Genomic DNA, 26,997 nt, shown 5'->3' on the forward strand with positions numbered 1-26,997 from the left:
GCACATCGAACCCCGCGGCCCCATCGAAACCGAAGCAGCACGCCGCCTAGCCCAAGACCACGACGACTAACCACCCAGGTTCCGCAACACCCCCTGAGGGAATCAGAGTCTGTGAGGGTTCCCCTCACAGACTCTTGCGGCGTTAGCGGGTCATATCTGAGCCGCCGTTGACTGAGACCACGGTGCCTGCGATGTAGCCTGCTTCCTCGCTGGTGAAGAAGGCGACCAGCGCCGCCACATCGCGCGGCTCTGCGGCGCGGCCCGCGGGGATGCGCTTTTCGAAGGCGGAGAACCAGTCTGGAGGGGCCTCGCCTACGGCGTCGGTGCGGGTCAGGCCGGGCGACACTACATTCGCCACCACACCCTGCGGGGCGCCTTCGCGGGCGGCGAACTTCGCGTAGGAGATCAGGGCTGACTTCGCCGCGGCGTGTGCGACTACGTCTGCGCCGACCGGGCCCTTGCTCGCTTCTGCGGCCAGGTAGACGATTCGGCCGTAGCCTTGGTCCGCCATCAGTGGCCACACCGCGCGGGTGGGGTGGAAGGCTGCTGCCAGCTCGTCGTTCACCTTGGTCGAGAATGTTTCCCAGGGAATCTGCGCCACCGAGCCCTGCGCGAGACCGACGTTCGCGTTGCAGACCAGCGCGTCCACGCGGCCGTAGGCCTCAACCGCCGCCGTGATCAGTGATTGGGCGCCCTCGGCGTCGCGGACGTCGGCTCCTACTGCGATCGCTTCGCCGCCGGCGGCGGTGATCGCTTCTACCGCCTCTTCCGCGGCCTCTTTGGACGTCAGGTAGTTGATCACTACCCGGTCGCCTCGTGCGGCCAGCCGTTCCGCGATCCCGCGGCCGATTCCGCGTGCCGCCCCGGTCACCACCGCGACGCGGCGTACCTGATCTTCCACCCGCTGCTCCTCGGTTTCGAGGCTCCCGGCTTCCCCGGGTCGCCGTTTCTGCCAATGTATCGGCTGAAACCGTTGCCGCGACACCGCCTTCAGAGATCTTCGAGAACCCTTTGAACCGCGGCAGCGAGCATCGGACGACTACCCGAACTCGGCTGAGGAGACACCCGGATGTCCGACGACCTCGCGCGCGCGAAAACGCCGCAGATGGAGCTGATGAACCTCATCATCGGCGATTGGAAAGCCCGCGCCGTCTACGCGGCCGCCGAGCTTGGCTGGCCCGATCAGTTGGCCGACGGACCCCGTACGGCCGCGCAGGTGGCCGCCGACTCCGGCACCGATCCTGTTGCCACCCAACGGTTCCTGCAGTACCTCGTCGCACTGGGGGTGTTCCGCGAGGAAGCCGGCTCATTCGGGCTGACCGGGCTCGGCGAGCTGTTGCGCAGCGACCGGGAAGACTCGCTGCGGCCGTACACGCTCATCGCCGGCTCCGAATTCCATCGCGCCTGGACTGATATCGCCTCCGCCGTGCGAACCGGACAAAATGCTTTCGAAGGCGCATTTCAGTCTAGCTTCTTCGAGTACCTCTCCGCAAACCCCGAGCGGGGAAAACTGTTCGACCGCGCGATGGCGGGCAACACGGCGTTGTTCGACGCGGTCCCGGGCGCCTACGACTTCGGCGCGCACAAGCGATTTGTCGACGTCGGCGGCGGCAGTGGCGAGCTGGCGGTCCGGCTGCTCGCCGCGCACCAGCAGCTGCACGGAACTGTTTACGACGCCGAACAGTCCGCTGAGGCCGCGAAAAAGGCCATCGCGGAAGCCGGCGTCGCCGAGCGCTGCGACGTGGAGTCCGGGGACTTCCTGGAGTCCGTTCCCGCAGGCGGCGACGTCTATCTGCTCGCCCGGGTGCTGGTGAACTGGCCGGACGTGGACTGCGCCCGGATCCTGGCGAACTGTGCGGCAGCGGCCGCTCCGGGGGCGCGGCTGCTGCTGGTGGAGCGAGTGTCCGGGCCGGGCGTGGACAACGCGCTGCTGCTGTCTCACGACACCTTGATGTACGTGCTCTTCGGCGGGGGCGGGATCCGGTCCAGCGCGGAAGTGACCCGGCTCCTTGAAGAAGCCGGGTTCGCGCTGGACGCGATCACTCCGCTGCCGCAGGAGTTCTCGCTGATCTCCGCCACCCGCCGAAGCTAACCGTCGAAGCTAATCGCCGAGGCCCGGGAACGTGTCAGGAAACCTCAGCCGTCCGCCGTTCCCGGGCCGGCACCACCACGAGCACCACAATCGCTGCCAGCACCGCGGCACCGGCAGCGGCGAGGGCCGTCGCTCGCATCGCGACAGAGAACGCGTCCGCGCCCGCCGCGAACAAGTCGGCACCCTGGTTACCGCCGAGCGTCGCCGCGGCGGCCTTCGTCGCCTCGATCGAATCGCCAGCCGCGACGCGGGACTGCGCGGGCAGCACCGACAGCGCGGGCTCAACCCCGTTGCGGTACACGACAGTCAGCAGCGAACCCAGCACCGCGATGCCGATCGCCCCGCCGATGCTGCGGCCCATGTTCGTCAGCGCCGATCCGACGCCCGCGCGCTCGCGCGGCACCGCCGACATGATCGTGGTGGTCGCGGGCGGCATCACGTTGGCCATCGCCAGGCCGACCAGGAAGTCGGCGACGAACACCGGCCACAGCGGGCTGTTCTGGTCCAGCAGCGCGAAAATCGCCACGCCGACGGCCAGCAGCAGCAAGCCACCGACGAGCACGTTCTTGGCGCCGAACTTCGCCGACAGTGCCGCCGAGCGCGGCGAGAACACCGCCAGGGCGAGCGCCAGCGGGAGAATCGCCAGGCCGGTCATCAGCGGGCTCACGCCGAGCACGCTCTGCAGGTAGAAGATCAGGAAGAACGGGACGCCGAAGTTCACGAAGAACGCCAGCGTCACCGCGCTGGTCGCGCCGGCCACCCGGCGATCGGACACCAGCCGCAGGTCCAGCGCGGGGGCCGCGGACCGCAGCTCCACCAGGATGAACACGACCAGCAGCACCACGCCGAGCACCAGCGGCACGTACACCCGCGGATCGGCGAGCGTGGCGAGGTTGCCCGCCTGGATGATGCCGTACACCAGCGCGGTGCTCCACGCGACCGAAAGCACCACGCCGGGCAGGTCGAGCTTGCGCGCGGTCGAGGTGGATTCCGGGACCATCAGCACGGTCAGCACGATCGCGGCGATCACGATCGGGCCGTTCACCAGGAAAATCGAGCCCCACCAAGCGAACTGGATGAGCACGCCGCCGAGCACCGGGGCGATGACGGCCGCGATGCCGGCGGCGGACACCCAGTACCCGATGGCGCGCGGGCGTTCCTTGTCGCCGAACACGTGCGAGATGGTCGCGAGCGTCGTCGGCGGGATCGCCGCGCCGCCCGCGCCCATCACGACGCGCCACAGCACCAGTTCGCCCGGCGAGTGCGCGAACGCCGCCAGCACACTGGAGACGCCGAACACCACGAGCCCGATCAGGAGCACCTTCCGGTGCCCGAGCCGGTCCCCCAGCACGCCCCACGCCAGCAGCAAACCGGCGTACACGAGCGTGAACCCGTTGACCACCCACTGCAGTTCGCCCGCGGACGCGCCGAGCCCGCCCACTGGATCGGCGAGCGCGCGGAAGGCGACCGTCACGATCGTCGCGTCCAGCACGGTGAGCAAAAAGGACGTCAGCAGCACCGCGAGGATCGCCCAGCGGCGCGGGTTCAGGGCAGGCTCGGACACCTGTCCTCCTTAGGAAGGCTTTGGCGGATTTCCCCTTACACCGCGGAACCGAGCCTGCTGTTCACCAGCTCGACCAGAGCGCGCGGCGTGTCGATGTCGACCACCGTCTCGTCCGGCAGCTCGACCCCGTAGTCGCGCTGGAGCATACTCGCGGTCTCCATCAGTGCGAGCGAGTCATAGCCCAATTCGGCGAACGGAATGTCGCGCGCGTCGGCGGTTTGTGCCATTTCGTCGCTCTCTCCGGCGCAGCGGCGGATGATCTCCATCAGATCTTCGTAGGTCAGCTCGCGCATGATCGCTCCTCCTGCCGCGCGAATGCGGCCGTCGGTGGTTCTTCTTGCTGGACAAGGCTTTGCGGTTCGGCCGTTCGGGTGATCTTGAAAACGTGTCCCTCACACTCCGCGCAGTACCAGCGCGGCGTTGTGCCCGCCGATGCCGCGGGCGAGGACGACCGCGGCCCGCACCGGCGTTTCCCGCGCGGCACCGGTGACCAGGTCGATCCCGTGCTCCGGCACCGGATCCGAGACGTTCGGCGTCGGCGGCACCACGCCGTGCCGGATCGCCAGCGCCGCACACGCGACGTCCAGCGCGGCACCGCCCGCGGACAGCCGGCCGACTCCGGCCTTTGGCGCGGTGACCGGGACACCGCGTTCGCCGAACACCGCGCTGATCGCTTCGGCTTCCTCGCGGTCGAGCGCCGGATCCCCGGCCGCGTCGGCAAAAACGACGTCGACGTCGGCGGCCGAAATACCCGCGTCCGTCAGTGCGAGTTCGATCGCCCGGCGCAGTCCCGGCGGACGCCCACTGCCCGGTTTCGGGTCGAAAGTGGACGCATACCCGGCAATCTCGGCATACGGCGGCTGCCGGTCCCGCGTGGACTCCGCGGGCTCCAGCACGAGCACCGCCCCGCCCTCGCCGGGCACATACCCGGCGGCGGACTGGTCGAACGGCAGATACGCCGTCGCCGGTTCGCTGCTCCTGCTGAGCCGGCCGGACGTCAGCATCGCCGCCCAGCCCCACGGGCACAGCGCGCTGTCGATACCGCCGGTCAGCGCGACCGCGGTCCCGGAACGCACCGCGCGGCGGGCCTTTCCGATCGCGTCGAGCCCACCGGCCTGTTCGGACACCACCACCGCGCCCGGCCCGCGCATGCCGTGCCGGATGGAGATCTGCCCGGTGTTGACCGCGTAGAACCAGGCGAACGACTGGTACGCGCTGACGTACTTGCCGCCCTTGCTCCACATGTTCTGCAGTTCGCGCTGCCCGAACTCGTAGCCGCCCGCCGAACTGGCGGTGATCACCGCGAGATCGAACCCGTCGTGCGCCTCCGGATCGACACCGGCGTCGGCAAGCGCCCACTCCGCGCCCACGAGCGACATTCGAGTGGAATGGTCGGTCTGCGGCAGCAGCCTGCTGGGCAGGATGCCCTTCGCGCTGAACCCGGCGACCTCGCCGGCGAGCGTGCTCGGGTAATCCGAAGCGTCGAACCGGGTCACCGGGCCGATGCCGCTGGCCCCCTCGAGCGTGGCTTCCCAGAACTGCTTGACGCCGCTGCCGGTCGGCGCGAGCACGCCGAGCCCGGTGATCACCGCGTTCATGCCGGACCGCCGACGTTGGCGGTGAGCACCATGGCACTCTGGAAACCGCCGAACCCGCTGCCCACCGTCAGCACGGTGTCCACCGCGGCTTCTCGTGCCACCAAAGGAATGTAGTCCAAGTCCAGCTCCGGGTCCGGTTCGGTGAGGTTGGCCGTCGGCGGCAGCAGCCCGTCGCGCATGGCGAGCAGGCTGGCGGCGATCTCGATCGAGCCGATCGCGCCGAGCGAATGCCCGACCATCGACTTGATCGAGCTCACCGGAACGCGATAAGCGTGTTCTCCCAGCGAGTTCTTGAAAGCCTGCGTCTCGTGCCGGTCGTTCTGCTTCGTGCCCGAGCCGTGCGCGTTGACATAGCCGATCGCCTCCGGCGTCACCCGCGCCTGGCCCATCGCCTGGCGGATCGCCTCGGTCATTTCGACGCCGTCCGCGCGCAGGCCGGTCATGTGATAGGCGTTGCACCGCGTGGCGAATCCGGCGATCTCGCCGTAAATCCGGGCACCGCGGGCGAGCGCCCGGCCCAGTTCCTCCACCACGAACACCGCAGCACCCTCGCCGAGCACGAACCCGTTGCGGGTGTTGTCGAACGGCCGCGAAGCCGTCGCCGCCTCGTCATTGCGCGGCGAAGTCGCCTTGATCGCGTCGAAGCACGCCACGGTGATCGGGGAGATCGGCGCGTCCGAACCACCGGCGAGCACGATGTCCGCACTGCCTTCGGCGATCAGGTCCCGCGCGTGTCCCACCGAGTCCAATCCGGACGTGCAGCCGGTCGAAATGACCTGCACCGAACCCTCCGCGCCCGCTTCCCAGGCCACTTCCCTGGCCATCGAACTCGGCACGAACTGGTCGAACAGATGCGGTACCGCGTATTCGGCGTCGACCTCCCACTTCCGTCCGCCGTCGCTCACCACGACGTACTCGCGTTCGAGGCTCATCGTGGCCCCGACCGCGCTGCCGATCGACACCCCGGTCCGGTACGGGTCCACATCGGACGGTGCGAGCCCCGCGTCGGCCAGCGCCTCCCGCGTGCACACCACCGCGAACTGCGCGACCCGGTCCATCCGCCGCACCTGCTGCGGGCCGAGCCCGGCGGCCTCCGGGTCGAAATCGCATTCGGCCGCGATCCGCGAGCGGAACTGGGAGGCGTCGAAGAACGACACCGGCCGGGTGGCGGTCCGCCCGCCCGACACCATGTCCCAGAACGGTTCCCGCCCCGGTTTCCCCGGCGCCACAACACCTATCCCGGTGATCACCGCCCGGCGCGGACCTCCGCCGCCGTGCCGCGCCGGCACTCCCGCTGCCCCGGGGTGCCCTGCACTCGTACTCACTCCGTCTGCACCTGCCCTTCGCGCTCCGAGCGCCCGACGTCGCTGGTTTCGAGTCTGGGCCCGGGGTGTCCAAGACGGATCGAAGCGGGGTCGAACGCGCTCCAGCCGGATTCGACCGGGAGCGAGAGCGGCTCGACCCCGTCCCGTTCTCAGCCGGTGGCGGCCGCCGCGGCCTCGCGCGCGGCGGGCTCGGCTTCCCTTGCCAGCCAACGGCCCGCGAACGACGGGAGCCGGGGAACGCAATAGACCGCGTCCGAGGTGGACGGCCGCAGAACGTCTACATTGGACTCGGCATCGCGGTACCGGTGCGGGCCCGATCCGCCGCGTTCGCCGATTTCCTCGGCCAGCCCGGCGGATTCGAGATCCTCGAGCACTTCGCGAACCAGTTCGCCCGACCGGCCCAGCAGCTTGACCGCGTCCGGCACGGTGAACTCGTCGACGCTCGCCAGCCGCCGGAACGCCTCCTGCGCCGGTCCGCACAACGTCCGGTAACTGGCCCGGACGCTCGCGTCGACCGTGCCCTCCCCACACGGCAACCGAAGCACCGCACCGGGATCGCGGGACAGCCGGTCGTGCATCCGGCGCAGCGACCAGGCCGGCCGGTAGGCGAGATACCCGCCGACCGCCGCGACCGCCAGCGGCAGCCTGCCGCACATCCGCACCAGCGCACTGGCGCAGTCGAGGTCCTCCAGCATCCGCCGCCGCCCGATGAACTGGCCGAGCAGCTCCAACGACTCGTTGACCGTCAGCGGCGGCAGGTTCACCGGCGCGACCACGCCGCGCAAGTACAGCCGCCGTCTGCTCGCGACCAGCAGCAAGCTGCCAGAACCGCTGGGGCGCAACAGATCAACCTCGGCCGGCCGGGCGGCGTCGTCCACGACGACCAGCAGCCGCCGGGTCGAGGTGTAGGCGCGGTAGACGTTGACCAGCTCGGACATCGACGGCGTGGCCGAGAGCGGAACGCCGCACGCGCGCAGGCAGCCGGCGAGCACGTCGGCCATCGTCTCCTCGCCGCGGTGCACCGGGGTCAGCGACGCGAAGATCTGCCCGTCCGGGAACGTCGCGCGGACCTGGTGCGCGACGTGCACGAGCAGCGAGGTCTTGCCCGCGCCCGGCCCGCCGGTGATCTCGACGACGGCGCTGCCTCCGGTGAGCTTGGTGCGGGCCGCGGAACACCGCCGCACCAGCTCGCGGATCTCCTCTTCCCGGCCGACGAAATCGGTCACGTCGGACGGCAGGTGATTCGGCCCGGACATCTCCGCCGCCGCGGGGCGCAGCGGGACCAGATCACCCTCCGCATCCGCGCGCACGACGGAAACCACTTCCACGACACTGCTCTCAGTCACGGTGCCGTTGTCGTCGATACTCCGGACGATGGCTTCCGCAGCGCGCTCGCTTTGCCCGTTCTGGTTGATTAGTCCGTTGTCTAGACCAGTTGTGGCTTCACTCACACTGCCGGCGCGCGGGGCCGGAAGGGTCAGCGCGGGATCGTCCACCAGGATCTGCTGGTGCACCGAACGCAGCGTCGCCGACGGCTCGATGCCCAGCTGCGCGATGAAATCGCTGCGCACCCGGTGGTAGACGTCGAGCGCCTCGACCCGGCGGCCGCAGCGGTAGAGCGCGACCATCAGCTTCGCCGAGTACGCCTCGTGCGTCGGATTCGCCTTGACCACGCCGGCCAGTTCGTCCACCACGCGACGGTGCCTTCCCAGCGCCAGCTCGGCCTCGAACCGCAGGTCGAGCGCGGCCTTGCGGCTCTCCTCCAGCTGGGTCGCCCGCGCGGAGAGGGTCGGGCCGAGCGGAAGATCGGAAAGCGCCGCTCCGCGCCACAGCGCGAGCGCCTGTCTGGCCAGTTCGGCGCAGGCCTCGAGATCGCCCGCGTCGTGCCGGTCGCGAGCCTGGTCGAGCAGCGCCGAGAAGCGCACCGCGTCGACCACGTCCGCTCGCGGGACCTGCAGTTCGTAGCCGTGCGGGCGGGTCAGCAGTACTGTCGCGCCCTCCTCGGCGGAACCGGCCAGCCGCAACGATTTGCGCAGCTGGTAAACGTAGGTCTGCAACGTCGTGGCCGCGCTCGCCGGGGGGTTGTTCTCCCACAACTCCTCGACGAACTGCTCGAAGTGCACCGCCCGGTTGGCGTTCAGCGCGAGCATGGCCAGCACCGTACGGAGCTTGGGCGCGGACGGCGTCTTGCCCACTCCGTCCGCGCGCACGGCCAGCGGTCCCAATATTGCGATCTGCATCCGACCCCCAGATACCTGCCGAAAGAACACGTCAGGCAGTGGCCTGGCGTGCTTCGCTTTCCCCCAGCGAGACGCCAGCGACGCTAGCAGAGAAACGGGTTCTTGATCCCGGCCGGGAAAAACTTAACGTCCACCTGATACTTCTGCGAACTGCCCGTTCGTATTGCCGTTGGCGGCCGAACACAGGAACACTGCCAGTTGTGCGACATCACCCGGACAGCTCAATCGGCCACTGGGGGTGATGGCTCGCTCGCGCTCCAGCATCTCGGGCGGAACCTGCTCCGCAACACGAGGAGTGACGGTCAGGCCAGGAAGAATGGTGTTGACCAGCACTCCGTCGCGGCCGACGTCCCAGGCGAGACTCGTGGCGAAACCGTGCAATGCGGACTTAACCGCACCATAGGCCTCGCGGCCCGGCTTGCCCGCGGTCGCCGCGCGCGAGGAAATAAATGCGATCCGTCCCCATTTCTTCTCGCGCATCCCGGGCAGTACCTTCGCCACCGTGTGCAGGACCGGCGCGATATTCACATTGAGGAACGAAACGCAATCCTCCGTAGGTAGTTCCTCGAACAATTTCCCCGGCTTGCGCAGCGCGCCGGGACTGATCGCATTCGCGACCAGCACGTCTACCGATCCCCAGTGCCCCCGCACGCGTTCGACCGCGGCGTCCACACTGGCCAGATCGGCCAGGTCGTAGTGCACCGCCAGGCCGCGGTCCGGGCCGCACTCGCGCGCGACCTCTTCGGCCGCCTCGCGGTTGGCCCGGTAGGTCACCGCGACCTTGGCCCCTTCCGCGGCGAACGTGCGCGCGAGTTCGGCCCCGATCCCGCCGCTGCCGCCAGTCACCAGCACGACCTTGCCGGTCAGCCCCAGATCCACTTTCGCTCCTTGGATTCGCTTCAGCCCGGATCTTCCCGTCCGTGAGGGGAACCCTCAGGGAATCTGATTCCCTCAGGGTTCCCCTCACGGACAGCAAATGTGCGCGTGCCGCAGCACGGCCCGAACGGCGGCGGCGGACGTCACGTCGCCGCGACCGGCCACGTAACCGTCCGGGCGCGCCAGGATCCAGCCGGTCTCCGCGAGGCCGAGCGCCCGCCGCAACGCGCCGTCGGCGTCCGGCAGGTCGCCGCCCGGGCCCGCCACCTGCGGCACCAGCCAGCCGTCCAGGGACGGCAGGTCGTCGCGCGCCGCCTCCGGGCCGAGCACCAACGTCCAGCCCGGCTCGCGCAACTGCGCCAGCAACGCCTGCCACGCCGGGGTTTCCGCCTCCGCACCGGCGACGACCGACAGCCGTTCGCCCGGTCGCGGTCCCGGTCCGGCCTCGGCGGAACCGTCGTCATAGGACAGGCCCAGCGCGGACATCCCGCCCATGATCTTGCGTTCGAGCTTGCCGCGCAGCGCCGAAACGTTGCGCATCACGCCGAACGCCACCGGCAGTACCGCGGCGACGTACGGATTTTTCAGCTGTACCAGGAAAGTCGCCTTCTTCGTGGTGCGCAGCAGCTCCGCGCCCACCGGCACCCGCTCGCGCGAGTAGCTGTCGAGCAGTTCCTCGTCGGCGTGCCCGTCGAGAACCGTCGCCAGCTTCCACGCGAGGTTGTACGCGTCCTGCACGCCGGTGTTCATGCCCTGGCCGGACGCCGGGCTGTGCACGTGCGCGGCGTCTCCGGCGACCAGACAGCGGCCGGACCGCATCGTCGGCACCATCCGCTGCTGGATGGAGAACACCGAAACCCACGTCGGCGGCGAAACCACGGTCGGCACGCCGGTCGCCGCGGACACCTTCTCCGAGAACCGCCGCGCTACCGCCGCGTCGTCGCCGGAGCCGGAGTACTCGACGTCCCGGGTGTCGAGCAACCGCCACTTGCCCTCGTCCGGGAACGGCACCATCATCACCGAACCGCCCGGGGTCCGGATCAGATGGATGCTGTCGCGCGGCAACGCGGTGTCCGCCTGCGCGTCGGCGATCAGCCAGGTCTCCGACGAATCGCCTTCGAGCTTCAGCCCCAGCTTCTTGCGCACCGCGCTGTGCCCGCCGTCGCAGCCGACCAGCCAGTCCGCCGAGGTCTCCTCGACGTTACCGTCGCGTTCGAGCCGGACCTGGACGCCGCCCCCGGTGTCGGTGAAATCGGCCAGCCCGACGCCCCATTCGACCTCGACGCCCTGTTTCGCCAGCGCGGTCCGCAGCACCTCCTCGGTGATGACCTGGTCGACCATCAACGTGAACGGCAGCCGAGTCGGCAGCCGCGAGTAGTCCGCCCGGAGACCGACCATTCGCTTGCCGCGCATGTGAATCGTGAACGCGCGCACCTGCTGCCCGCGCGGCAGCAGGTCGTCGAGCACGCCCATCTGGTCGTAGATCTCCAGCGAACGCGGATGCGTCGCGAGCGCCCGGCTCGTGACCGCCGGACCGGACGCCCGGTCCACGATCCGCACCCGCACGCCGCGCCGGGCCAGTTCGTGCGCCGCGGTCAGCCCGACCGGTCCGGCGCCGACCACCAGCGCCTGTGGCCGCTGTTCGCTCACGGTTTCACCGCGACCACAACGGTGTCGTTGCCTCGCGGCAGGGTCGTGGCGGCGCGGAACTCCAGCCCGGCTTCGTCCAGCCACTCGCGCAGCTGCGGCACGGTGTACTCGGAACCGCCGTCGGTGATCAGGCCGACGTTGATGCTGCCGATCAGGCTGCGCAGATCCGGGTTCTCGTCGTCGAGGATCTGGTCGTACACCACGACCGCGCCCCCGCTCGGCACCGCGTTTTTGGCCCGCTTCAACAGTTCCACCCGGCGCTCGGGGTCCCAGTCGTGCAGCACGTGGCCGAACACGACCACGTCGGTCTCCGGCAGCGGCGTCTCGAAGAAGTCGCCGGCGTGGAACGTGACCCGGTCCGCGACGCCGAGTTCCGCCATCAGTTCGTCGAAGTGCGGTTCGATCGGCGGCAGCTCGAACACCCCGCCGTGCAGATGCGGGTGCGCGAGGCACAACTGTGCCGCGACGTTGCCCCGAGCGCCGCCGACGTCGACGAAGCTCTTGTAGGAAGACCAGTCCACGTGCTCGGCCAGCTGCGGCGCGACCAACGCGTTGTTCGCGTCCATGTGCACCAGGAAAGCCTTGGCGCGCACCGGATCCTCGTACAGCTTGGCGAAAGCGCCGTGCCCGCCGATGTCCGCCTTCGGCTCGCCGTCGCGCAGCGCCTCGGACAACTTGCCCCACATCGCGTAGTGCCGCTGAGCGGTCGTGCGGACCCGCGCGCCGAGGTACCCGCCGCCGGGCGCGCCCGGCACCAGCACCTCCGCGGCCGCCGGGGCGTTGCCGAACTTCTCGCCGTCGCGTTCCAGCAGGCCGAGCGCGGCCAGCGCGTGCAGGAAGTCGCCGGTGAACCGTTCGTGCAGCCCGAGTTCCCGCCGGATCTCCTCGAGCGTCCGCGGCGCGGAAGCCAGCAGTTCGAACACGCCCAGCTCGACCGCGCTGTGCAGGATCTTCGACTGGGTGAACAGCATGTTGAGGCGGGCGATCGCCTGCGCGTCCACGGTGGTGTGGGCAGTCATCCCGGGTCGTACCTGCCTTCCGTTCTGGTGGTCCGCGGGCAGCACAGCCGCGGAAATCCTCGTGTGCGGCGATGCTTCCGGCCGGATCTCGAAGGCCCCTCAACACGCTCTCGACCTCCGCCGACGCCCGCCTCGGGCCCGCTCACGCGGCGTCCAAGACCGCTCGGCGAGTGCTGAATCCCCAGCACAGCGCGTATGGCCGCGAACCCGCGCGGTACTCCAGGCTTGACCGGACTGACGACAGGGACGGACACATGGGGAGCACCGGGATGGATGTCGAGTACGACGTAGTGATCGTGGGCGGCGGCCCGGTCGGCCTGATGCTGGCGAGCGAACTCGGGCTGCGGCCGGGGCGGGTGCTGGTGCTGGAGCGGCTTCCCGAACCGAGCGGGCAGTCCCGTGCGCTCGGCCTGCACTCGCGCACCGTCGAGGTGCTCGACCAGCGCGGCCTGCTGCCCCGCTTCAGCGAGGGCGCGCCGGTGTGGCCGAAGGGCCACTTCGCCGGCATGCGGCTGCTCGATCTCAGCAAGCTCAACGGACGCCACACCTACGCGCTGATGGTCCCGCAGTCGCGCACCGAGGCGATCCTCGAAGACCGCGCTCGGGAACTGGACGTCGAGATCCGCCGCGGCCACCGGCTGACCGAACTGGAGAACGGGGCCGACGCGGTGGTCGCCACCGTGACCGGCCCGGACGGCGAGTACCGGATCCGCTCCCGCTACCTCGTCGGCTGCGACGGCGGCAGCAGCCTGGTCCGCAAACTGGCCGGCATCGACTTCCCCGGCACCGCCTCCAACATCGACGCGATGCTCGCCGACGTCCACCTCGACCAGGTGCCCGACGGTCCGCACCTGGCCCGGTGCCAGGGCGGCGTGTTCGGCACGGTGCCGCTCGGCGGCGACCTCTACCGCGTCGTGTCGGTCGAGTTCCGCCCGCCGACCGCGCACCGCGACGACCCGGTCGAACTGGAAGAACTCGCCGCCTCGGTCAAGCGGGTCACCGACCAGGAACTCCCGATGCGCGACCCGGTGTGGCTCTCGCGCTTCGGCGACGCGACCCGGCAGGCCGCGCAGTACCGCAAGGGCCGGGTCATGCTCGCCGGCGACGCCGCGCACGTGCACTTCCCGGCGGGCGGACAGGGCCTCAACACCGGCATCCAGGACGTGGTGAACCTCGGCTGGAAGCTCGCCGCGGTCGTCAACGGCAGCCCGGACTCCCTGCTCGACACCTACCACGACGAACGCCATCCGGTCGGCGCGCGCGTCTGCTTCAACACCCAGGCCCAGCTCGCGCTGATGGACCCGCGTCCGGAGATCGGCCCGCTGCGCGAGCTGTTCGGCACGCTGATGGAGTTCGACGAGGTCAACCGCTACCTCGCGGAGATGATCACCGCGCTCGACGTGCGGTACCCGACCCAGCCCTCCTCGGACCACCCGCTGGCCGGGACGCGGGTGCCGGAGTGGTCGATCCTCGTCGACGGCAACGCGACGACCACGATGAAGCTGCTGCACTCCGGCCGCGGCGTGCTGGTCGACCTCACCGACGGCCCCGCGGTGGCCCGCACCGCCGCGCCGTGGCTGGACCGGATCGACCTCGTCGCGGGCACGCCGTGCACCAGCGAGGTCCCCGCCGCGTTCCTGCTCCGTCCGGACGGGCACGTCGCCTGGCTCGCCGAGAGCCCGGACACCGACCCTGCCGACCTGCGCGAGGCCCTGCGCGCGTGGTTCGGACCAGCGCCGGTCCGCTCCCTTCCCGCCGCGGCGGGCTGACCGGGCCGCGTCGCAGGAGCTGTGACTGTTGTGTCTGAGATCACCTCAAACCTGCCGAGGTGACGGCATTCGGCCCTTGCGACGCGTACGGTGGTCCCTGCTGTCTGTCAGGCTGGGCCTCTCAACCGATCCAGACAATGACCTGTCTCACGAGCGTCCAGGTGGCGTGTTTCGGGCCACCGGCAGGGGACTAGCCTGGCGGTCAGCAGATGCTTGTGATATCGGATCGAGAATGGATAGAGGCGAGAGCCAGCCGTGGCCAGCAGCAGTCCCGCATCGCAGTTCGGTGCCAATGAGTGGCTCGTCGAAGAAATGTACGAGCGGTTTCTCGCGGACCCCCAGTCGGTAGACGCCGCCTGGCACGATTTCTTCGCCGACTACAAGCCCACTCCGGGCGGCAACGGCACCCAGGCCGAGGGGAACGGGGAAGCCAAGGCCGCCCCCGCCGCCAAGCCCGCCGCCCCCGCCGCGAAGGCCCCGGCGGCCCCGGCCGCCAAGGCCGCGCCCGCCCCCGCGGCTCCGGCCGCGAAGGCCCCGGCGGCCAAGCCCGCCCCGGCCGCGAAGCCGGCGGCTTCCGCGCCCGCCAAGTCCGCGCCGGCGAAGGACGCCGAGCCGGAGTCCAAGCAGCTGCGCGGCGCCGCGGCCGCGATCGCCAAGAACATGGACGCCTCGCTTTCCGTGCCCACCGCGACCAGCGTGCGCGCGGTCCCGGCGAAGCTGATGGCGGACAACCGCATCGTCATCAACAACCACCTCAAGCGCACGCGCGGCGGCAAGATCTCCTTCACGCACCTCATCGGCTACGCCATGGTGCGGGCGCTGAAGGACTTCCCGAACATGAACCGGCACTACCAGCTGATCGACGGGAAGCCGTTCGCGATCACGCCGGAGCACGTGAACTTCGGGCTCGCCATCGACATGAAGGGCAAGGACGACTCCCGCACTCTCGTCGTGGCCTCCATCAAGGCCACCGAGAACATGACCTTCATGCAGTTCTGGCAGGCCTACGAGGAGATCGTCAAGAAGGCCCGCACGAACAAGCTCACCGCGGACGACTTCGCGGGCACCACCATCTCGCTCACCAACCCGGGCGGCATCGGCACGAACCACTCGGTGCCGCGGCTGCAGGCGGGCCAGGGCGCGATCATCGGCGTCGGCGCGATGCAGTACCCGGCGTCGTTCGAGGGCACCAGCGAGAAGACCCTGGTCGACCTCGCGGTCAGCAAGATCATGACGCTGACCTCGACCTACGACCACCGCATCATCCAGGGCGCGGAGTCCGGCGAGTTCCTGAAGCGGATCCACGAGCTGCTGCTCGGCGAGGACGGCTTCTACGACGACGTCTTCACCAGCCTGCGGCTGCCGTACGAGCCGATCCGCTGGGTCGCCGACATCCCGGACGGCCCGGTCGACAAGACCGCGCGCGTCATGGAACTGATCGAGGCGTTCCGGATGCGCGGCCACCTGATGGCCGACACCGACCCGCTGAACTACCGCCAGCGCAGCCACCACGACCTGGACGTGCTCAGCCACGGCCTGACCCTGTGGGACCTGGACCGCGAGTTCGCGGTCGGCGACTTCTCCAGCAGCGAGCGGATGAAGCTGCGCGACATCCTCGGCGTGCTGCGCGACTCCTACTGCCGCACGGTCGGCGTGGAGTACACGCACATCCTCGACCCCGAGGAGCGGCGCTGGATCCAGGAGCGCGTCGAGGTCCGGCACAGCAAGCCGGAGCCGTCCGCGCAGAAGTACATCCTGTCGAAGCTCAACGCCGCCGAGGCGTTCGAGACCTTCCTGCAGACCAAGTACGTCGGCCAGCGGCGGTTCTCCCTGGAAGGCGGCGAGACCCTGGTCCCGCTGCTGGACACGGTGCTCGACAAGGCCGCCGAGGCGGAACTGGACGAGGTCGTCATCGGCATGCCGCACCGCGGCAGGCTGAACGTGCTGGCGAACATCGTCGGCAAGCCGATCAGCCAGATCTTCCAGGAGTTCGAGGGCAACCTCGACCCGGGACAGGCGCACGGCTCCGGCGACGTGAAGTACCACCTCGGGGCCGAGGGCAAGTACTTCCGGATGTTCGGCGACGGCGAGACCCGGGTGTCGCTGGCGTCCAACCCGTCGCACCTGGAGACCGTCGACCCGGTGCTCGAGGGCATCGTCCGCGCCAAGCAGGACGTCCTCGACAAGGGCGGCGAGGGCTACACCGTGCTGCCGGTCCTGATGCACGGCGACGCGGCCTTCGCGGGCCAGGGCGTCGTGGCCGAGACCCTGAACCTGGCGCTGCTGCGCGGCTACCGCACCGGCGGCACCGTGCACATCGTCGTCAACAACCAGGTCGGCTTCACCACCGCGCCGGAGCACTCGCGGTCCAGCCAGTACGCGACCGACGTCGCGAAGATGATCGGCGCGCCGGTCTTCCACGTGAACGGCGACGACCCCGAAGCCGCGCACTGGGTCGCGAAGCTGGCGGTCGACTACCGCCAGGCGTTCCACAAGGACGTCGTGATCGACCTGATCTGCTACCGCCGCCGCGGCCACAACGAGGGCGACGACCCCTCGATGACGCAGCCGGCGATGTACGACATCATCGACACGAAGCGTTCGGTCCGGAAGATCTACACCGAATCGCTGATCGGCCGGGGCGACATCTCCGTCGAAGAGGCCGAGGCCGCGCTGCGCGACTTCTCCAGCCAGCTCGAGCACGTCTTCAACGAGGTGCGCGAACTGGAGAAGCACCCGGCGAAGGCGAGCCCGTCGGTCGAGGGCGAGCAGCAGATCCCGGCGAAGGTCACCACCGCCGTGTCGCGCGAGGTCGTCGAGCAGATCGGCGACGCGTTCGTCAACCTGCCCGAGGGCTTCACCCCGCACCCGCGCGTCAAGCCGGTCATGGAGCGCCGCCACAAGATGTCCCGCGAAGGCGGCATCGACTGGGCGTTCGGCGAACTGCTCGCGTTCGGGTCGCTGGCGCTGGAAGGCCGTCTCGTGCGGCTGTCCGGCCAGGACTCCCGGCGCGGCACCTTCACCCAGCGGCACTCGGTGTTCATCGACCGCAAGAACGGCCAGGAGTACTCGCCGCTGCAGCACCTCGCCGACGGCCAGGGCCGCGTGATGATCTACGACTCGGCGCTGTCGGAGTACGCGGCCGTCGGCTTCGAGTACGGCTACTCGGTGGCGAACTCCGAGGCGCTGGTGATGTGGGAAGCGCAGTTCGGCGACTTCGTCAACGGCGCGCAGACCGTGATCGACGAGTACATCTCCTCCGGCGAGGCCAAGTGGGGCCAACGCTCGGACGTCGTGCTGCTGCTGCCGCACGGTCACGAGGGCCAGGGCCCGGACCACACGTCCGGCCGGATCGAGCGGTTCCTGTCGCTGTGCGCGGAGGCGTCGATGACCGTCGCGGTGCCCTCCACCCCGGCGAACTACTTCCACCTGCTGCGCCGCCACGCCCTCGACGGCATCCAGCGTCCGCTGATCGTCTTCACCCCGAAGTCGATGCTGCGCAACAAGGCGGCGACGTCGGCGGTCGAGGACGTCACCGGCCAGAGCCGGTTCATGTCGGTCATCGACGACGTCCACACGGACCCGGCGAAGGTCCGCAAGGTGCTGCTCACCTCGGGCAAGCTCTACTGGGAGCTGGTGGCCGAGCGCGAGAAGCGCGGCGCGGACGACGTCGCGATCGTGCGGATCGAGCAGTACTACCCGCTGCCGAAGAAGAAGCTGCTGGCGGCGGTGGAGCGCTACACGAACGCGAGTCAGATCGCCTGGGTCCAGGAGGAGCCGGAAAACCAGGGCGCGTGGCCGTTCTTCGGCCTCAACCTGCCGCGGAAGTTCCCGGAGTTCTTCGGCGGACTCGACGTGGTGGCGCGCCGCCCGATGGCCGCCCCGTCGGCGGGTTCGTCCAAGGTGCACGAGGTCGAGCAGAAGGCGTTGATCGCCAAGGCGTTCGACTGATCTCGGTTCGTCCGAAGGCCGTCGCGGGATCCGTTCCCGCGGCGGCCTTCGCCGTTGTTCAGGCAGCTTCCACCCGGAACACCGCGATCCTCCCCGCGGCGGCCGCGACCCCGTCCGGCGTCGGCGACTCCGCCAGCCCCGTCGTGACATAACGCCGCCCCACACTCGCCGGTCCGGCCGCCACCACCTCCCGTAACACCGGCCCCCGCTCCGCGACCGGCACCTCCACGAACCGCACCCGCCGCGACCGTCGGCCGCGAGACAACGTCCCCGCCCCGGCCGCGCGCACGTTCGCCACCCAGGCCGCCTTCGGGAACGCCTGGATCAGGTACTGCTCGCCCCGAACTTTCAATACTGCCAACGGAAACGTCCGCGGCTCGCCACTGCGCCGCCCGGGGACGGTGAGCAGCTCCATCGGCCCGAACGCGAGCCCCGCGCGCTGCAGGGCGGTGATGACCCGGTTGATCGTGTTGACCTTGCGCCGGTATCCGGCTGCCTTGGTGTCCATGGCGTCGAGCGTACGCCAACTTGTATGAGTTTCATACTTTCTTGACTTCATAGCTATACCTTCCGGTTATGCCCGGGGTGCCGGAAAGGCAGTGGCGACGCCCTGGCCGAACCAAGTTGACTGGTCGGCAAACACCCGAGGAGGGCTGTAGTGCACTACGACGTCGTCGTAGTCGGAGGCGGTGCTGGGGGTATCGCCTCCGCGGCCGGGGCGGCGCGGACCGGGGCGCGGGTGCTGCTGGTCGAGCAGTACCCGTACCTCGGCGGCGCGGCGACGATCAGTTCCGTGCTGACCCTGTGCGGTTTCTTCGACCAGACCGGCGAGCAGGTCGTCGGGGGCGTCGGCGACGAGGTGTTGCGGCGGCTGCGCCGGCGCGGCGCCTACGAAGAAAAGACGATGGGCTGGACCGGCAACAAGATCGTCCTGCTCGACCTGGAAACCACCAAACTGGTCTACGACGAACTGGCCGCCGACGCCGGCGTGGACGTCCTCCTGCACACCAAGCTCATCGGCGCGAAGCGGACCCACGGTGTCGTCACCGAGGTCGAACTGCACCACCGCGGCGGCCTGGAACGCGTCACCGCCGGCGCGTTCATCGACGCCAGCGGCGACGGCGCGCTCCTGGCCGCGGCCGGAGCCGCCGTCCGCATCGCGCCGCTGAGCGACCGGCAAACCAGCACGCTCGTCTGCCGTTTCTCCGGCGTCCCCGAAGACGCTGACCTTTCACGCGAGGGCCTGCGCGCCGCAGTCGCCGCGTACCAACGAGAAACCGGCATCCAGCTGGCCCGCGACTACGGCATCGCCGTGCACCTTCCCTTGACCCGCAACGTCATCGCGCTGCTGGTGGACGAACAAACCGACGTCCTGAACGCCGCCGCACTCAGCCGCGATGAAGCCAACGCGCGACGTCAGGCCTGGCAGTACCTGGACGCATTGCGCAAACACCTGCCCGGCTGGTCCTCCGCGCGCCTGGAAGAAACCGGCCCGCAGCTAGGCATTCGCGAAGGTCGGCACCTGGTAGGCCGCGAGCAACTGACTGGCCGCGACGTCCTGACCGCCCGGAAACGCCCGGACGCGTCCATCGGTCGCTGCGGCTGGCCGATCGAAGACCACGCAGGGCCAGGCGTCACCCGCTACGAACCGATCGCCGACCGAGGCTGGTACGACCTCCCCTACGGCTCGATCTGCTCCGCCGACACCGCGAACCTCTGGGCGGTCGGCCGCCTGACCAGCTCCGACGACGACGCGTACGCCTCGGTCCGAGTCATGGGCACCGCCTTCGCGACCGGGCACGCGGCGGGGATCGCTGCCGCGCAGTACGTCGACGGCCGAGCCCACGACGTCCGCGCGATCCGCGCCGAGTTGCACCGCCAAGACGGCCTGGCCTGACCCTCCGGCTCTGGGCGAAGCGAGCCGCGCCCCGGCTTGACCCGCCGCGCCCGGTAACGGGAACCTTCCCTGATCATCCCCAGGCCGAAGGAGCCCCCATGCCGAGCCGCTATCGCTGGGTCGTCCTGCTGCTCTGCTGGGCGGTGTTCACGATGACCTCGGTAGACCGGTCGACCTGGGGCCCGGCGTCGTCGGCAGTCAGCGATTCGCTCGGCGTCCCGCTGGCCGCGCTCGGGATCTTCGCCACCTGCTACTACATCGGCTACGTCATCTCCAACACCGCGGGCGGCTTCCTGTCCGACTGGCTGGGCAGCCGTGCGGTCCTGGGCATCAGCTCCCTCGTAGCGGGTGTGGTGATGGTCGGGTTCGGCTCGACCACCTCCATCGCCTGGGGCCTGGTGCTGCAAGCCCTGCTAGGCCTGTTCGCCGGTGTCGACTTCTCCGCCGGACTGAAACTGATCACCACCTGGTTCCGCCCAGAGGAGCACGGACTCGCAAGCGGCGTCTTCATGACCGCGACGTCGTTAGGCACCGTCGTAGCCAACGCCGTCGTGCCCACCCTGGTGAAGAACAGCGGCTGGCCAGTGTCGTACCACCTTTTCGGCGGAGTCACCGTCGTACTCGGCCTGCTGTGCCTGGTCTTCATCCGCAACGGCACCCCCTCGACTGACACCCGCGCTTTCCCCAATCCGCGCCCGCTCTTCCGCAACCGCGACCTGCTGCTACTGGGATTAGCCGGTTTCGGCGGCCTCTGGGGCACCTACGGTTTCGTCACGTGGTCCAACACCCTGATGATCCGAGGCGAACACATCGACCCGGTGCGCGCCGGTGTCGTCCTGGTGATCTTCTCCGGGACCGCGGTAGTCATCAAACCCCTGATCGGCTGGCTCACCGACAAAGTCGGCCTGGGCAGGCGAATCCCGATCATCGGCGTCCTGATCCTCTTCGGCGCGGCGTTATTGGTCTTCGGCTCCCTGAACAGCTACAGCGCTTTCCTAGTCGTAGCCCCGATCCTCGGCATCGGCGCCTACGCCTACAGCCCACTGACCGCCGCCATGATCCCCGCCCTGACCGGCCCCCGCCTAGCCGGTTCCGCCGCTGGCGCCGTGAACGCCTTCTGGCAACTGGGCAGCGTAATCGTGCCCGCCGTCGTAGGCCCGGTCTTCCACGCGACCGGCTCGTTCTATTCAGCCTTCCTCACGTTGGCCGCCGGACCGCTGGCCGGAGCCGCAGTCCTCCTCTTCATGCGCGACGACCGGCCAACCCTGAAATCAATTTCCGCGCAGCCCGCCACTCAGGGAGACTGAGCGGCATGCAGATCCGCCAGTCGACCGCCGCCGACGCACCCGCGATCCATGCCGTGCACACCGCGGCCTTCCGTGTCCACAACCCGGACGTCACCGGTGAAATCCCCGAAGCGAAACTAGTAACCGAACTAACCGCCGACGGCGATCTGCTCCCCGCTCTCTCACTCGCCGCCCTCCGCGACGGCGAGTTGATCGGCCACGCCTGCTGCAGCCCAGGCCACCTGGGAGACGACCCAGAATCCGCCATCGGCTTCGGCCCGCTAGGCGTCCACCCCTCCCACCAACGCAGCGGCGCGGGCTCAGCCCTGGTCCACGCCACGATCGGCGCCGCCAACGCTCTCGGGTACGGCCTGATCATCCTGCTGGGCGACCCGGGCTATTACTCCCGCTTCGGTTTCGTACTGGCTGAAACGCTCGGCATCACACCACCGGTGCCGGAATGGGCCCCGCATTTCCAAGCCCTCCGACTGGCGGCGTACGCCCCGGAGAACCGAGGAGCATTCCGTTACGCTGCGGCTTTTGATCGGCTTTGAGCCTCTGGAGAAGGAGCGCCAATTACTGAGGACGAATACGTCGAGTACCTAGCAGACGAACGTCGTCACTTCGCCTGGGTCATGCAGCACCACGGCGGAATGACCCCCGCCGAAGCCAAAGCAGCGGCCCTGGATCGATACCCCTACGAACCACCCGACGCACCGTATCGCGGGCTGATCTTCCACGACGAGGCCTGGGATCCACGGAGAACACTACTGGGCCAAGCACCCGGACCTGCTCCGCCCGCCAGCCGAATACACCGCGCTCGGCTAAGTCTTCAACCCATTCCGCCGCAAAAACTCCTCAGCGATATCCTTCGCATTCCGCTTCTCATCCGTGTACTGCACGTTCAACTCAGTCAACTGCTCAGTAGTCAACGCCGCCGAAACCCGGTTCAGCGCGGCCGTCTCGGCGGCATTCAACGTCCCCCGCGACACCAACGGCACGATGTTCTGCGCCGGGAACATGTGCTTGTCGTCCTCCAGCGGCACGAACCCATTGGACGCGATAGTCGCCGACGTGCTGAACAGGTCCGCCACCTGCACCTCGCCCGACTTCAACGCCGCCACCGTCACCGGTCCGCCGGTATCCGTGGTCCGGATTTCCTTGAACTCGCACCCGTACAGCTGCTTGATCCGGTCCTTCCACCGGCTGCTCCACTGGCCCGGCCCGCCCATCACCAGGTCCTTGCAGCGCGGCCCGAGGTCGGAGAACGTCTTCACCCCGGTGGCCGCGAGTTCCTTGCCCACCACGAGCAAATCCTTGTCCTGCGCGGGCGACTGCGCGAGAACCTCGAACCCAGTCGGGATTTTCTGCTTAAGCTGCGCGTAGACATCTTCCGAGGTGGTCGCCGCGGTGTTCTTGTCGAAGTACCGCAGCAGGTTTCCCGAGTAATCCGGCACCACCGACAAAGACTTGTCCTGCAACGCTTTCACCACGACTTCGCGGCTGCCGACCGGCGGCCGAACCGTCACGTTGTGCGCGCCGACGTTTCGCAGCGCCCCGGCATAAATCTGGGCCAGCAAAGAGCTTTCCCCGACGTCCGAGGCACCGATGATGATGTCCCCGGTACTGCCGCCCTCGCCCCCGCCGGACAGCGGATTTCCGCACGCTGTCGCCACCAGCGCCAGCCCGGCCACCAGGATCCCCCACCGTTTCACGCCGCTCCTCCCGCAGCCACTGCCCGGCCGGACGCCGCTTGCGCGGCCAGCCGGACCCCCTTGGGCACCAACGCCCGCTGCGCCGCGGCGAGCAGCAGGTCGACCACGATCGCCAGCAGCGCGGTGAGAATCGCGCCCGCGACGACCTCGGTGTAGTCCAAAATGGCCAGTCCGTCGAGCAGGAACCGGCCCAGGCCGCCGAGACCGACGTACGCGGCCACCGCGGCGGTCGCGATCAGCTGCAGTACGGCGTTGCGAATTCCGCCTAGCACCAAGGGAAGCGCGATCGGCACCTCCACCTGCCACAGCCGTTGCCAGCCGGTCATCCCGATGCCCTGCGCGGCGTCGACGACATCGTGTTCGGCCGCCTGCAGACCGGCGTACGTCCCGGCCAGCACCGGCGGGATCGCCAGTACCACGAGGCCGATGATCGTCGCCGTCGTGCTTTCGGTGAAGAGCAGGAAAAGGAACGTGACTAGCCCGAGCGTCGGCAGCGCGCGGATCGCGTTGCCGACGCCGACCAGCACGACGCCGCCGCGGCCGGTGTGCCCTACGAACAGTCCGATCGGGATCGCGATCACCAGCGCGATGACGAGCGCCAGCGCGATGTATCCGACGTGCTGGGCGAGCCGGGCGAGAATGCCGCCCGTGCCCTGCCAGTTCGCGGCGGTGGTGAACCAGGTGAAAACGTCGCCGATCATCCCGCCACCTCCGCGGCCGGCGCGCGACCCGCTCTCTCCCAAGGCGTCAACAGATTGCGCAGCGACACGAGCAGCAGGTCGACGATCAGCGCGAGCACCATCGTCAGCACGATTCCGACCACGATCGGCGAGAAGTATTCCCGCTGAAATCCGTCGGTGAACAGAACGCCCAGCGCTCCGGTCCCGATCAGCGCACCAACGCTGACCAGGCTGATATTGCTCACCGACGCCACCCGGACCCCGGCCGCGAGCACCGGCACCGAGAGCGGCAGTTCGACGCTGAAGAACCGGCGCGGCTCGCGATATCCGATCGCCGTGGCGGCCGCGACGATGTGCGGTGGCACGGCTTCCAGCGCGTCGAGCACCGGACGCACCAGCAGCGCGGTGGTGTAGATCGTCAGCGCGACGATCACGTTGACGCTGTCGAGGATCTTCGTGCCGATAATGCCGGGAATCACCACGAAAAGCGCCAGCGACGGAATCGTGTACAGCAGATTCCCCACCACCAGCAGCACACTGCGCGCGGGCCGCCAGCGATGCCCGAGCCAGCCGAGCAGGATCGCCAGCACGATGCCCGCGACCAGCGGCACCAGCGCGAGATAGATGTTCTCGAGGAGATTGGCGAGGATCTCGTCGCGGTTGTTGGCGCTGGAGAGGTACCGGCCGAGTTCGCCGAAGAAGCCGCCCATCAGGACGCCTGCGGGGAGGCCTCGATTACATCCAAGACCTGGTGCGCGACCACCGTCCCGAGCACGCGGTTCTCCTCGTCCACGACGACACCGAGGCTGGCCGGCGACGACAGCGCCGCGTCGAGCGCCCCGCGGATCGGCGTCCCCCGCACATACAGCGATCCGCCTGCCACGAGGTCGGTTTCGGCCAACGGACCATCCACAGTGGAGCCTGGCGGCAGCCATCCGCGCGGCTGTTTCCCGTCGTTCACCGCGAGCAGCCAGCCCTGCGACGGACCATCGACCTTGCTGCCGAGATCGATCGTGCGGGCGGGCGACACCTCGACGCCGCTCGCCGGAAGGAACGAAAGCCCGCGATACCCGCGATCTCGGCCGACGAACGACGCGACGAAGTCGTCCACCGGATGCCGCAGCACCTCGGCCGGCGTGCCGTACTGCGCGAGCTTGCCGCCGACGCGCATCACCGCGACCTTGTCGCCGAGCCGCACCGCCTCGTCGATGTCGTGCGTGACGAACACGATTGTCTTGCCCAGCTGGGATTGCAGCCGCAGCAGCTCGTCCTGCAGCCCTTCCCGGACCACCGGGTCGACCGCGGAGAACGGCTCGTCCATCAGCAGCACCGGCGAATCGGCGGCGAGCGCCCGAGCCACGCCGACGCGCTGCTGCTGCCCGCCGGACAGCTGCGCCGGATACCGCTTCCCGAGTTCCGTCGGGAGGCCGACCGTCTCGAGCAGCTCGGCCGCGCGGGCGCGCGCCTTGCGTTTGTCCCATCCGGACAGCAGCGGCACGGTGGCGATGTTGTCGAGCACTGTCCGGTGTGGAAAGAGACCCGCGTGCTGGATCACATAACCGATGCCGCGGCGCAGCACCGCCGGATCGCCTTCGCTGACGTCCTTGCCGTCCAGCAGCACCGAGCCCGAGGTCGGCTCGACCATCCGGTTGATCATCCGCAGCGAGGTGGTCTTGCCGCAGCCGGACGGGCCGACGAACACCGTGATCGTGCCGTCCTCCACGGTCAGCGAGAGACCGTCGACCGCGACCGTGCCGTCCGGATAGCGTTTGACGACGTCTCGGAATTCGATGGTCACAGACTTCTCCCCACGTCCGGTGCAGAGTCCGACGGTAGCCCACTCGCGCAGCCTTGGCAGCCCGTCCCGGAGGGTGGCCTACTACTCTCGGACCCCGTGACCGCCCTAGACGACGTCCTCGCCGCACACGGTGCCGCCGTCCGCCCGCTCTACGAAGTACTAGGCCTGCTGCGCAGCGGCTCGTACGAGTTGCCCGACCTAGTGCGGCTCACCGCTGCCCCGCGCCGAAGCGTCGAAGACCTCTTGGCGGCGCTGGAACCGGACCTGGAACGGTCCCCCGCCGGCGTCCGAATCGCCCCGCAATCGCGCGCGGCCTACGCGTCGTACTCCTTGCCCCCTCTGCCCGACCCCCTCGACGCCGCAGTCGCCGCCCAGCCCGCCCTGCTCACCATGCTGGCCGAACGGATCGCCGCCGTCCCGCCGCCGCTAGCCGCCCTGGACCACGTGCAAGCGACCCCGGAGACGGTGCTGCGCCGCGCATTGTGGCTGAACTCTCGCTACGACCTCCGCCGCAGCAAGGTCCTGTTCCTTGGCGACCACGACCTGACCTCCCTTGCCGTGCGCGCGGTGTGCCCGGAAGCCGAACTGTCCGTAGTGGACCTGGACGAACGCGTCCTGTCCTACCTGGACACAACCGGCGAACGCAACATCTTCACCGCCCACGCCGACCTGCGCGTCGGCCTGCCTCCCGCCCTCACCGGCAAAGCAGACCTGGTCTTCAGCGATCCGCCCTACACGCCGGAAGGCATGGGCCTGTTCGCCGCCCGCGCAGTACAAGCGTTGCGGGAACCCACCGAAGGCCGAATCCTCCTGGCCTACGGCTACAGCCCGCGCCACCCCGCCCTAGGCGCACAGGTGCAGCGCGCGCTCGCCACCCTTGGCCTGACCTTCGAAGCGATCCTCCCGGACTTCAACCGCTACACCGGTGCCCAAGCAATCGGCAGCGCAGCGGACCTGTACGTCTGCCAGCCAACCGCCAAAGCGAAAAAGTCCTTCGCCCGCAAGGGAAGCTCCGCGATCTACACGCACGGCCCGCAGTCAGTAGAATCGGCCGCGACTAAACCGGGCCTCCTGGCAGCCGCCCGGGAAATCGCCTCCGAAGGCGGCCTAGCCCTGGAAACGCGCCCCGTCGGCTGGGCCACGTCCGGCCCGGAAGGCGACGCCGTCGCCATGGACCTCTCCGCAGATCCCGGCCCCTGGCTCCTACGCACCCTGCTGGGCACGAACGCCCGCCGCCTGGCGCTGCTGGTGCCGAACAACCACCCCGATCTGGCAGACGCAGCCGCACAAGCAGCCCTGACGTCGCTGGTGGCGGACAAGTACCAGCTGCGCCTGCTCCGCAGCACCCCAGACAACCGCCACGCAATCGTCGCGGCCGACCTGATCGACCACCCGTCAGAACTGCTGACCCGAGCCCACGCAAGGCTGGCGAACGCCGCACTGAACGTCCCCGCGGAACTGGCCGACCTACGCCTGGTGGACGTGCCACGACACCGCCTGGCAGAACTGCTCCCCGGCTAAACCCGCGCGGCGGGCA

Annotated in this window: 21 protein-coding genes; 7 read left to right on the forward strand and 14 right to left on the reverse strand. The window is 69.2% G+C overall.

Annotated features, from left to right (window positions below; genetic code table 11):
• Positions 1 to 142: 142 nt before the first annotated feature.
• A complete protein-coding gene (locus ACZ7SW_RS41635) occupies positions 143 to 901 on the reverse strand; it encodes an SDR family NAD(P)-dependent oxidoreductase (protein ID WP_470235877.1) in 759 nt (252 codons plus the stop codon).
• A gap of 168 nt (positions 902 to 1,069) precedes the next feature.
• Here ACZ7SW_RS41635 and ACZ7SW_RS41640 point away from each other — a divergent pair, with 168 nt between their 5' ends.
• Entirely contained in the window at positions 1,070 to 2,092 is a 1,023-nt protein-coding gene (locus tag ACZ7SW_RS41640; RefSeq protein WP_470235878.1) for a methyltransferase, read from the forward strand.
• A 34-nt stretch (positions 2,093 to 2,126) separates the two neighbouring features.
• On the opposite strand, the gene ACZ7SW_RS41645 is transcribed toward ACZ7SW_RS41640, so the two are convergent.
• The 8 genes from ACZ7SW_RS41645 to ACZ7SW_RS41680 all read right to left on the reverse strand — a co-directional run bounded on the left by ACZ7SW_RS41645 (position 2,127) and on the right by ACZ7SW_RS41680 (position 12,364).
• Positions 2,127 to 3,656 (reverse strand): MFS transporter, encoded by a 1,530-nt coding sequence (locus ACZ7SW_RS41645; RefSeq protein WP_470235879.1) that lies wholly within the window; start codon positions 3,654 to 3,656, stop codon positions 2,127 to 2,129.
• Positions 3,657 to 3,691: 35 nt separating this feature from the next.
• Positions 3,692 to 3,949 carry an acyl carrier protein gene (locus ACZ7SW_RS41650; protein ID WP_067576102.1) on the reverse strand — a complete coding sequence of 86 codons (258 nt, stop codon included), beginning with the start codon at positions 3,947 to 3,949 and terminating at the stop codon, positions 3,692 to 3,694.
• Between the two features lie 99 nt (positions 3,950 to 4,048).
• Positions 4,049 to 5,254: a ketosynthase chain-length factor gene (locus ACZ7SW_RS41655; protein ID WP_470235880.1), complete on the reverse strand. Its 1,206-nt coding sequence runs from the start codon at positions 5,252 to 5,254 to the stop codon at positions 4,049 to 4,051.
• Positions 5,251 to 6,504 carry a beta-ketoacyl-[acyl-carrier-protein] synthase family protein gene (locus ACZ7SW_RS41660; protein ID WP_470235935.1) on the reverse strand — a complete coding sequence of 418 codons (1,254 nt, stop codon included), beginning with the start codon at positions 6,502 to 6,504 and terminating at the stop codon, positions 5,251 to 5,253. The genes ACZ7SW_RS41655 and ACZ7SW_RS41660 overlap by 4 nt, the downstream gene beginning before the upstream one ends.
• Positions 6,505 to 6,728: 224 nt before the next feature.
• Positions 6,729 to 8,819: an AfsR/SARP family transcriptional regulator gene (locus ACZ7SW_RS41665; RefSeq protein ID WP_470235881.1), complete on the reverse strand. Its 2,091-nt coding sequence runs from the start codon at positions 8,817 to 8,819 to the stop codon at positions 6,729 to 6,731.
• 123 nt (positions 8,820 to 8,942) lie between these two features.
• Positions 8,943 to 9,698, reverse strand: coding sequence for an SDR family NAD(P)-dependent oxidoreductase (locus ACZ7SW_RS41670; RefSeq protein ID WP_470235882.1), 756 nt, complete (start codon positions 9,696 to 9,698; stop codon positions 8,943 to 8,945).
• 84 nt (positions 9,699 to 9,782) lie between these two features.
• Positions 9,783 to 11,345 (reverse strand): FAD-dependent oxidoreductase, encoded by a 1,563-nt coding sequence (locus ACZ7SW_RS41675; protein ID WP_470235883.1) that lies wholly within the window; start codon positions 11,343 to 11,345, stop codon positions 9,783 to 9,785.
• Positions 11,342 to 12,364 carry a methyltransferase gene (locus ACZ7SW_RS41680; protein WP_470235884.1) on the reverse strand — a complete coding sequence of 341 codons (1,023 nt, stop codon included), beginning with the start codon at positions 12,362 to 12,364 and terminating at the stop codon, positions 11,342 to 11,344. The genes ACZ7SW_RS41675 and ACZ7SW_RS41680 overlap by 4 nt, the downstream gene beginning before the upstream one ends.
• A 254-nt stretch (positions 12,365 to 12,618) precedes the next feature.
• Here ACZ7SW_RS41680 and ACZ7SW_RS41685 point away from each other — a divergent pair, with 254 nt between their 5' ends.
• Positions 12,619 to 14,133: an FAD-dependent monooxygenase gene (locus tag ACZ7SW_RS41685; protein WP_470235885.1), complete on the forward strand. Its 1,515-nt coding sequence runs from the start codon at positions 12,619 to 12,621 to the stop codon at positions 14,131 to 14,133.
• Between the two features lie 255 nt (positions 14,134 to 14,388).
• Positions 14,389 to 18,084 (forward strand): multifunctional oxoglutarate decarboxylase/oxoglutarate dehydrogenase thiamine pyrophosphate-binding subunit/dihydrolipoyllysine-residue succinyltransferase subunit, encoded by a 3,696-nt coding sequence (locus ACZ7SW_RS41690; protein WP_470235886.1) that lies wholly within the window; start codon positions 14,389 to 14,391, stop codon positions 18,082 to 18,084.
• A gap of 58 nt (positions 18,085 to 18,142) precedes the next feature.
• Here ACZ7SW_RS41690 and ACZ7SW_RS41695 read toward each other — a convergent pair whose 3' ends face one another.
• On the reverse strand, positions 18,143 to 18,592 hold the full coding sequence (locus ACZ7SW_RS41695; protein ID WP_470235887.1) for a nitroreductase family deazaflavin-dependent oxidoreductase: 450 nt from the start codon (positions 18,590 to 18,592) through the stop codon (positions 18,143 to 18,145).
• A 150-nt stretch (positions 18,593 to 18,742) separates the two neighbouring features.
• Between ACZ7SW_RS41695 and ACZ7SW_RS41700 the strand changes: the two genes are divergently transcribed.
• The 3 genes from ACZ7SW_RS41700 (at position 18,743) to ACZ7SW_RS41710 (ending at position 21,821) form a co-directional block, all read left to right on the forward strand.
• Positions 18,743 to 19,981, forward strand: a complete 1,239-nt coding sequence (locus ACZ7SW_RS41700; protein ID WP_470235888.1) for an FAD-dependent oxidoreductase — start codon at positions 18,743 to 18,745, stop codon at positions 19,979 to 19,981.
• Between the two features lie 98 nt (positions 19,982 to 20,079).
• Entirely contained in the window at positions 20,080 to 21,288 is a 1,209-nt protein-coding gene (locus ACZ7SW_RS41705; RefSeq protein ID WP_470235889.1) for an MFS transporter, read from the forward strand.
• A 5-nt stretch (positions 21,289 to 21,293) separates the two neighbouring features.
• Entirely contained in the window at positions 21,294 to 21,821 is a 528-nt protein-coding gene (locus ACZ7SW_RS41710) for a GNAT family N-acetyltransferase (RefSeq protein WP_470235890.1), read from the forward strand.
• 270 nt (positions 21,822 to 22,091) lie between these two features.
• On the opposite strand, the gene ACZ7SW_RS41715 is transcribed toward ACZ7SW_RS41710, so the two are convergent.
• Genes ACZ7SW_RS41715 through ACZ7SW_RS41730 form a run of 4 tightly spaced genes read right to left on the reverse strand, consistent with a single transcriptional unit; the run spans position 22,092 to position 25,460 of the window.
• Positions 22,092 to 22,982, reverse strand: coding sequence for an ABC transporter substrate-binding protein (locus ACZ7SW_RS41715; protein ID WP_470235891.1), 891 nt, complete (start codon positions 22,980 to 22,982; stop codon positions 22,092 to 22,094).
• Entirely contained in the window at positions 22,979 to 23,683 is a 705-nt protein-coding gene (locus ACZ7SW_RS41720; protein ID WP_470235892.1) for an ABC transporter permease, read from the reverse strand. Before ACZ7SW_RS41720 ends, ACZ7SW_RS41715 begins: the two co-directional genes overlap by 4 nt.
• On the reverse strand, positions 23,680 to 24,372 hold the full coding sequence (locus tag ACZ7SW_RS41725; RefSeq protein ID WP_470235893.1) for an ABC transporter permease: 693 nt from the start codon (positions 24,370 to 24,372) through the stop codon (positions 23,680 to 23,682). The genes ACZ7SW_RS41720 and ACZ7SW_RS41725 overlap by 4 nt, the downstream gene beginning before the upstream one ends.
• On the reverse strand, positions 24,372 to 25,460 hold the full coding sequence (locus ACZ7SW_RS41730; protein ID WP_470235894.1) for an ABC transporter ATP-binding protein: 1,089 nt from the start codon (positions 25,458 to 25,460) through the stop codon (positions 24,372 to 24,374). The genes ACZ7SW_RS41725 and ACZ7SW_RS41730 overlap by 1 nt, the downstream gene beginning before the upstream one ends.
• 96 nt (positions 25,461 to 25,556) lie before the next feature.
• Here ACZ7SW_RS41730 and ACZ7SW_RS41735 point away from each other — a divergent pair, with 96 nt between their 5' ends.
• Positions 25,557 to 26,981, forward strand: a complete 1,425-nt coding sequence (locus tag ACZ7SW_RS41735; protein ID WP_470235895.1) for a bis-aminopropyl spermidine synthase family protein — start codon at positions 25,557 to 25,559, stop codon at positions 26,979 to 26,981.
• The last annotated feature ends 16 nt before the right edge of the window (positions 26,982 to 26,997 follow it).

Source organism: Amycolatopsis sp. NPDC114484, assembly GCF_055633755.1.

What these genes read in the sequence shown, in the direction of transcription:
- ACZ7SW_RS41685 (WP_470235885.1), top strand. Translation starts at nt 12,619, where the DNA reads ATGGGGAGCACCGGGATGGATGTCGAGTACGACGTAGTGATCGTGGGC.
- ACZ7SW_RS41665 (WP_470235881.1), bottom strand. Translation starts at nt 8,819, where the DNA reads ATGCAGATCGCAATATTGGGACCGCTGGCCGTGCGCGCGGACGGAGTG.
- ACZ7SW_RS41705 (WP_470235889.1), top strand. Translation starts at nt 20,080, where the DNA reads ATGCCGAGCCGCTATCGCTGGGTCGTCCTGCTGCTCTGCTGGGCGGTG.
- ACZ7SW_RS41725 (WP_470235893.1), bottom strand. Translation starts at nt 24,372, where the DNA reads ATGGGCGGCTTCTTCGGCGAACTCGGCCGGTACCTCTCCAGCGCCAAC.
- ACZ7SW_RS41650 (WP_067576102.1), bottom strand. Translation starts at nt 3,949, where the DNA reads ATGCGCGAGCTGACCTACGAAGATCTGATGGAGATCATCCGCCGCTGC.
- ACZ7SW_RS41680 (WP_470235884.1), bottom strand. Translation starts at nt 12,364, where the DNA reads ATGACTGCCCACACCACCGTGGACGCGCAGGCGATCGCCCGCCTCAAC.
- ACZ7SW_RS41695 (WP_470235887.1), bottom strand. Translation starts at nt 18,592, where the DNA reads ATGGACACCAAGGCAGCCGGATACCGGCGCAAGGTCAACACGATCAAC.
- ACZ7SW_RS41720 (WP_470235892.1), bottom strand. Translation starts at nt 23,683, where the DNA reads ATGATCGGCGACGTTTTCACCTGGTTCACCACCGCCGCGAACTGGCAG.
- ACZ7SW_RS41710 (WP_470235890.1), top strand. Translation starts at nt 21,294, where the DNA reads ATGCAGATCCGCCAGTCGACCGCCGCCGACGCACCCGCGATCCATGCC.
- ACZ7SW_RS41655 (WP_470235880.1), bottom strand. Translation starts at nt 5,254, where the DNA reads ATGAACGCGGTGATCACCGGGCTCGGCGTGCTCGCGCCGACCGGCAGC.
- ACZ7SW_RS41640 (WP_470235878.1), top strand. Translation starts at nt 1,070, where the DNA reads ATGTCCGACGACCTCGCGCGCGCGAAAACGCCGCAGATGGAGCTGATG.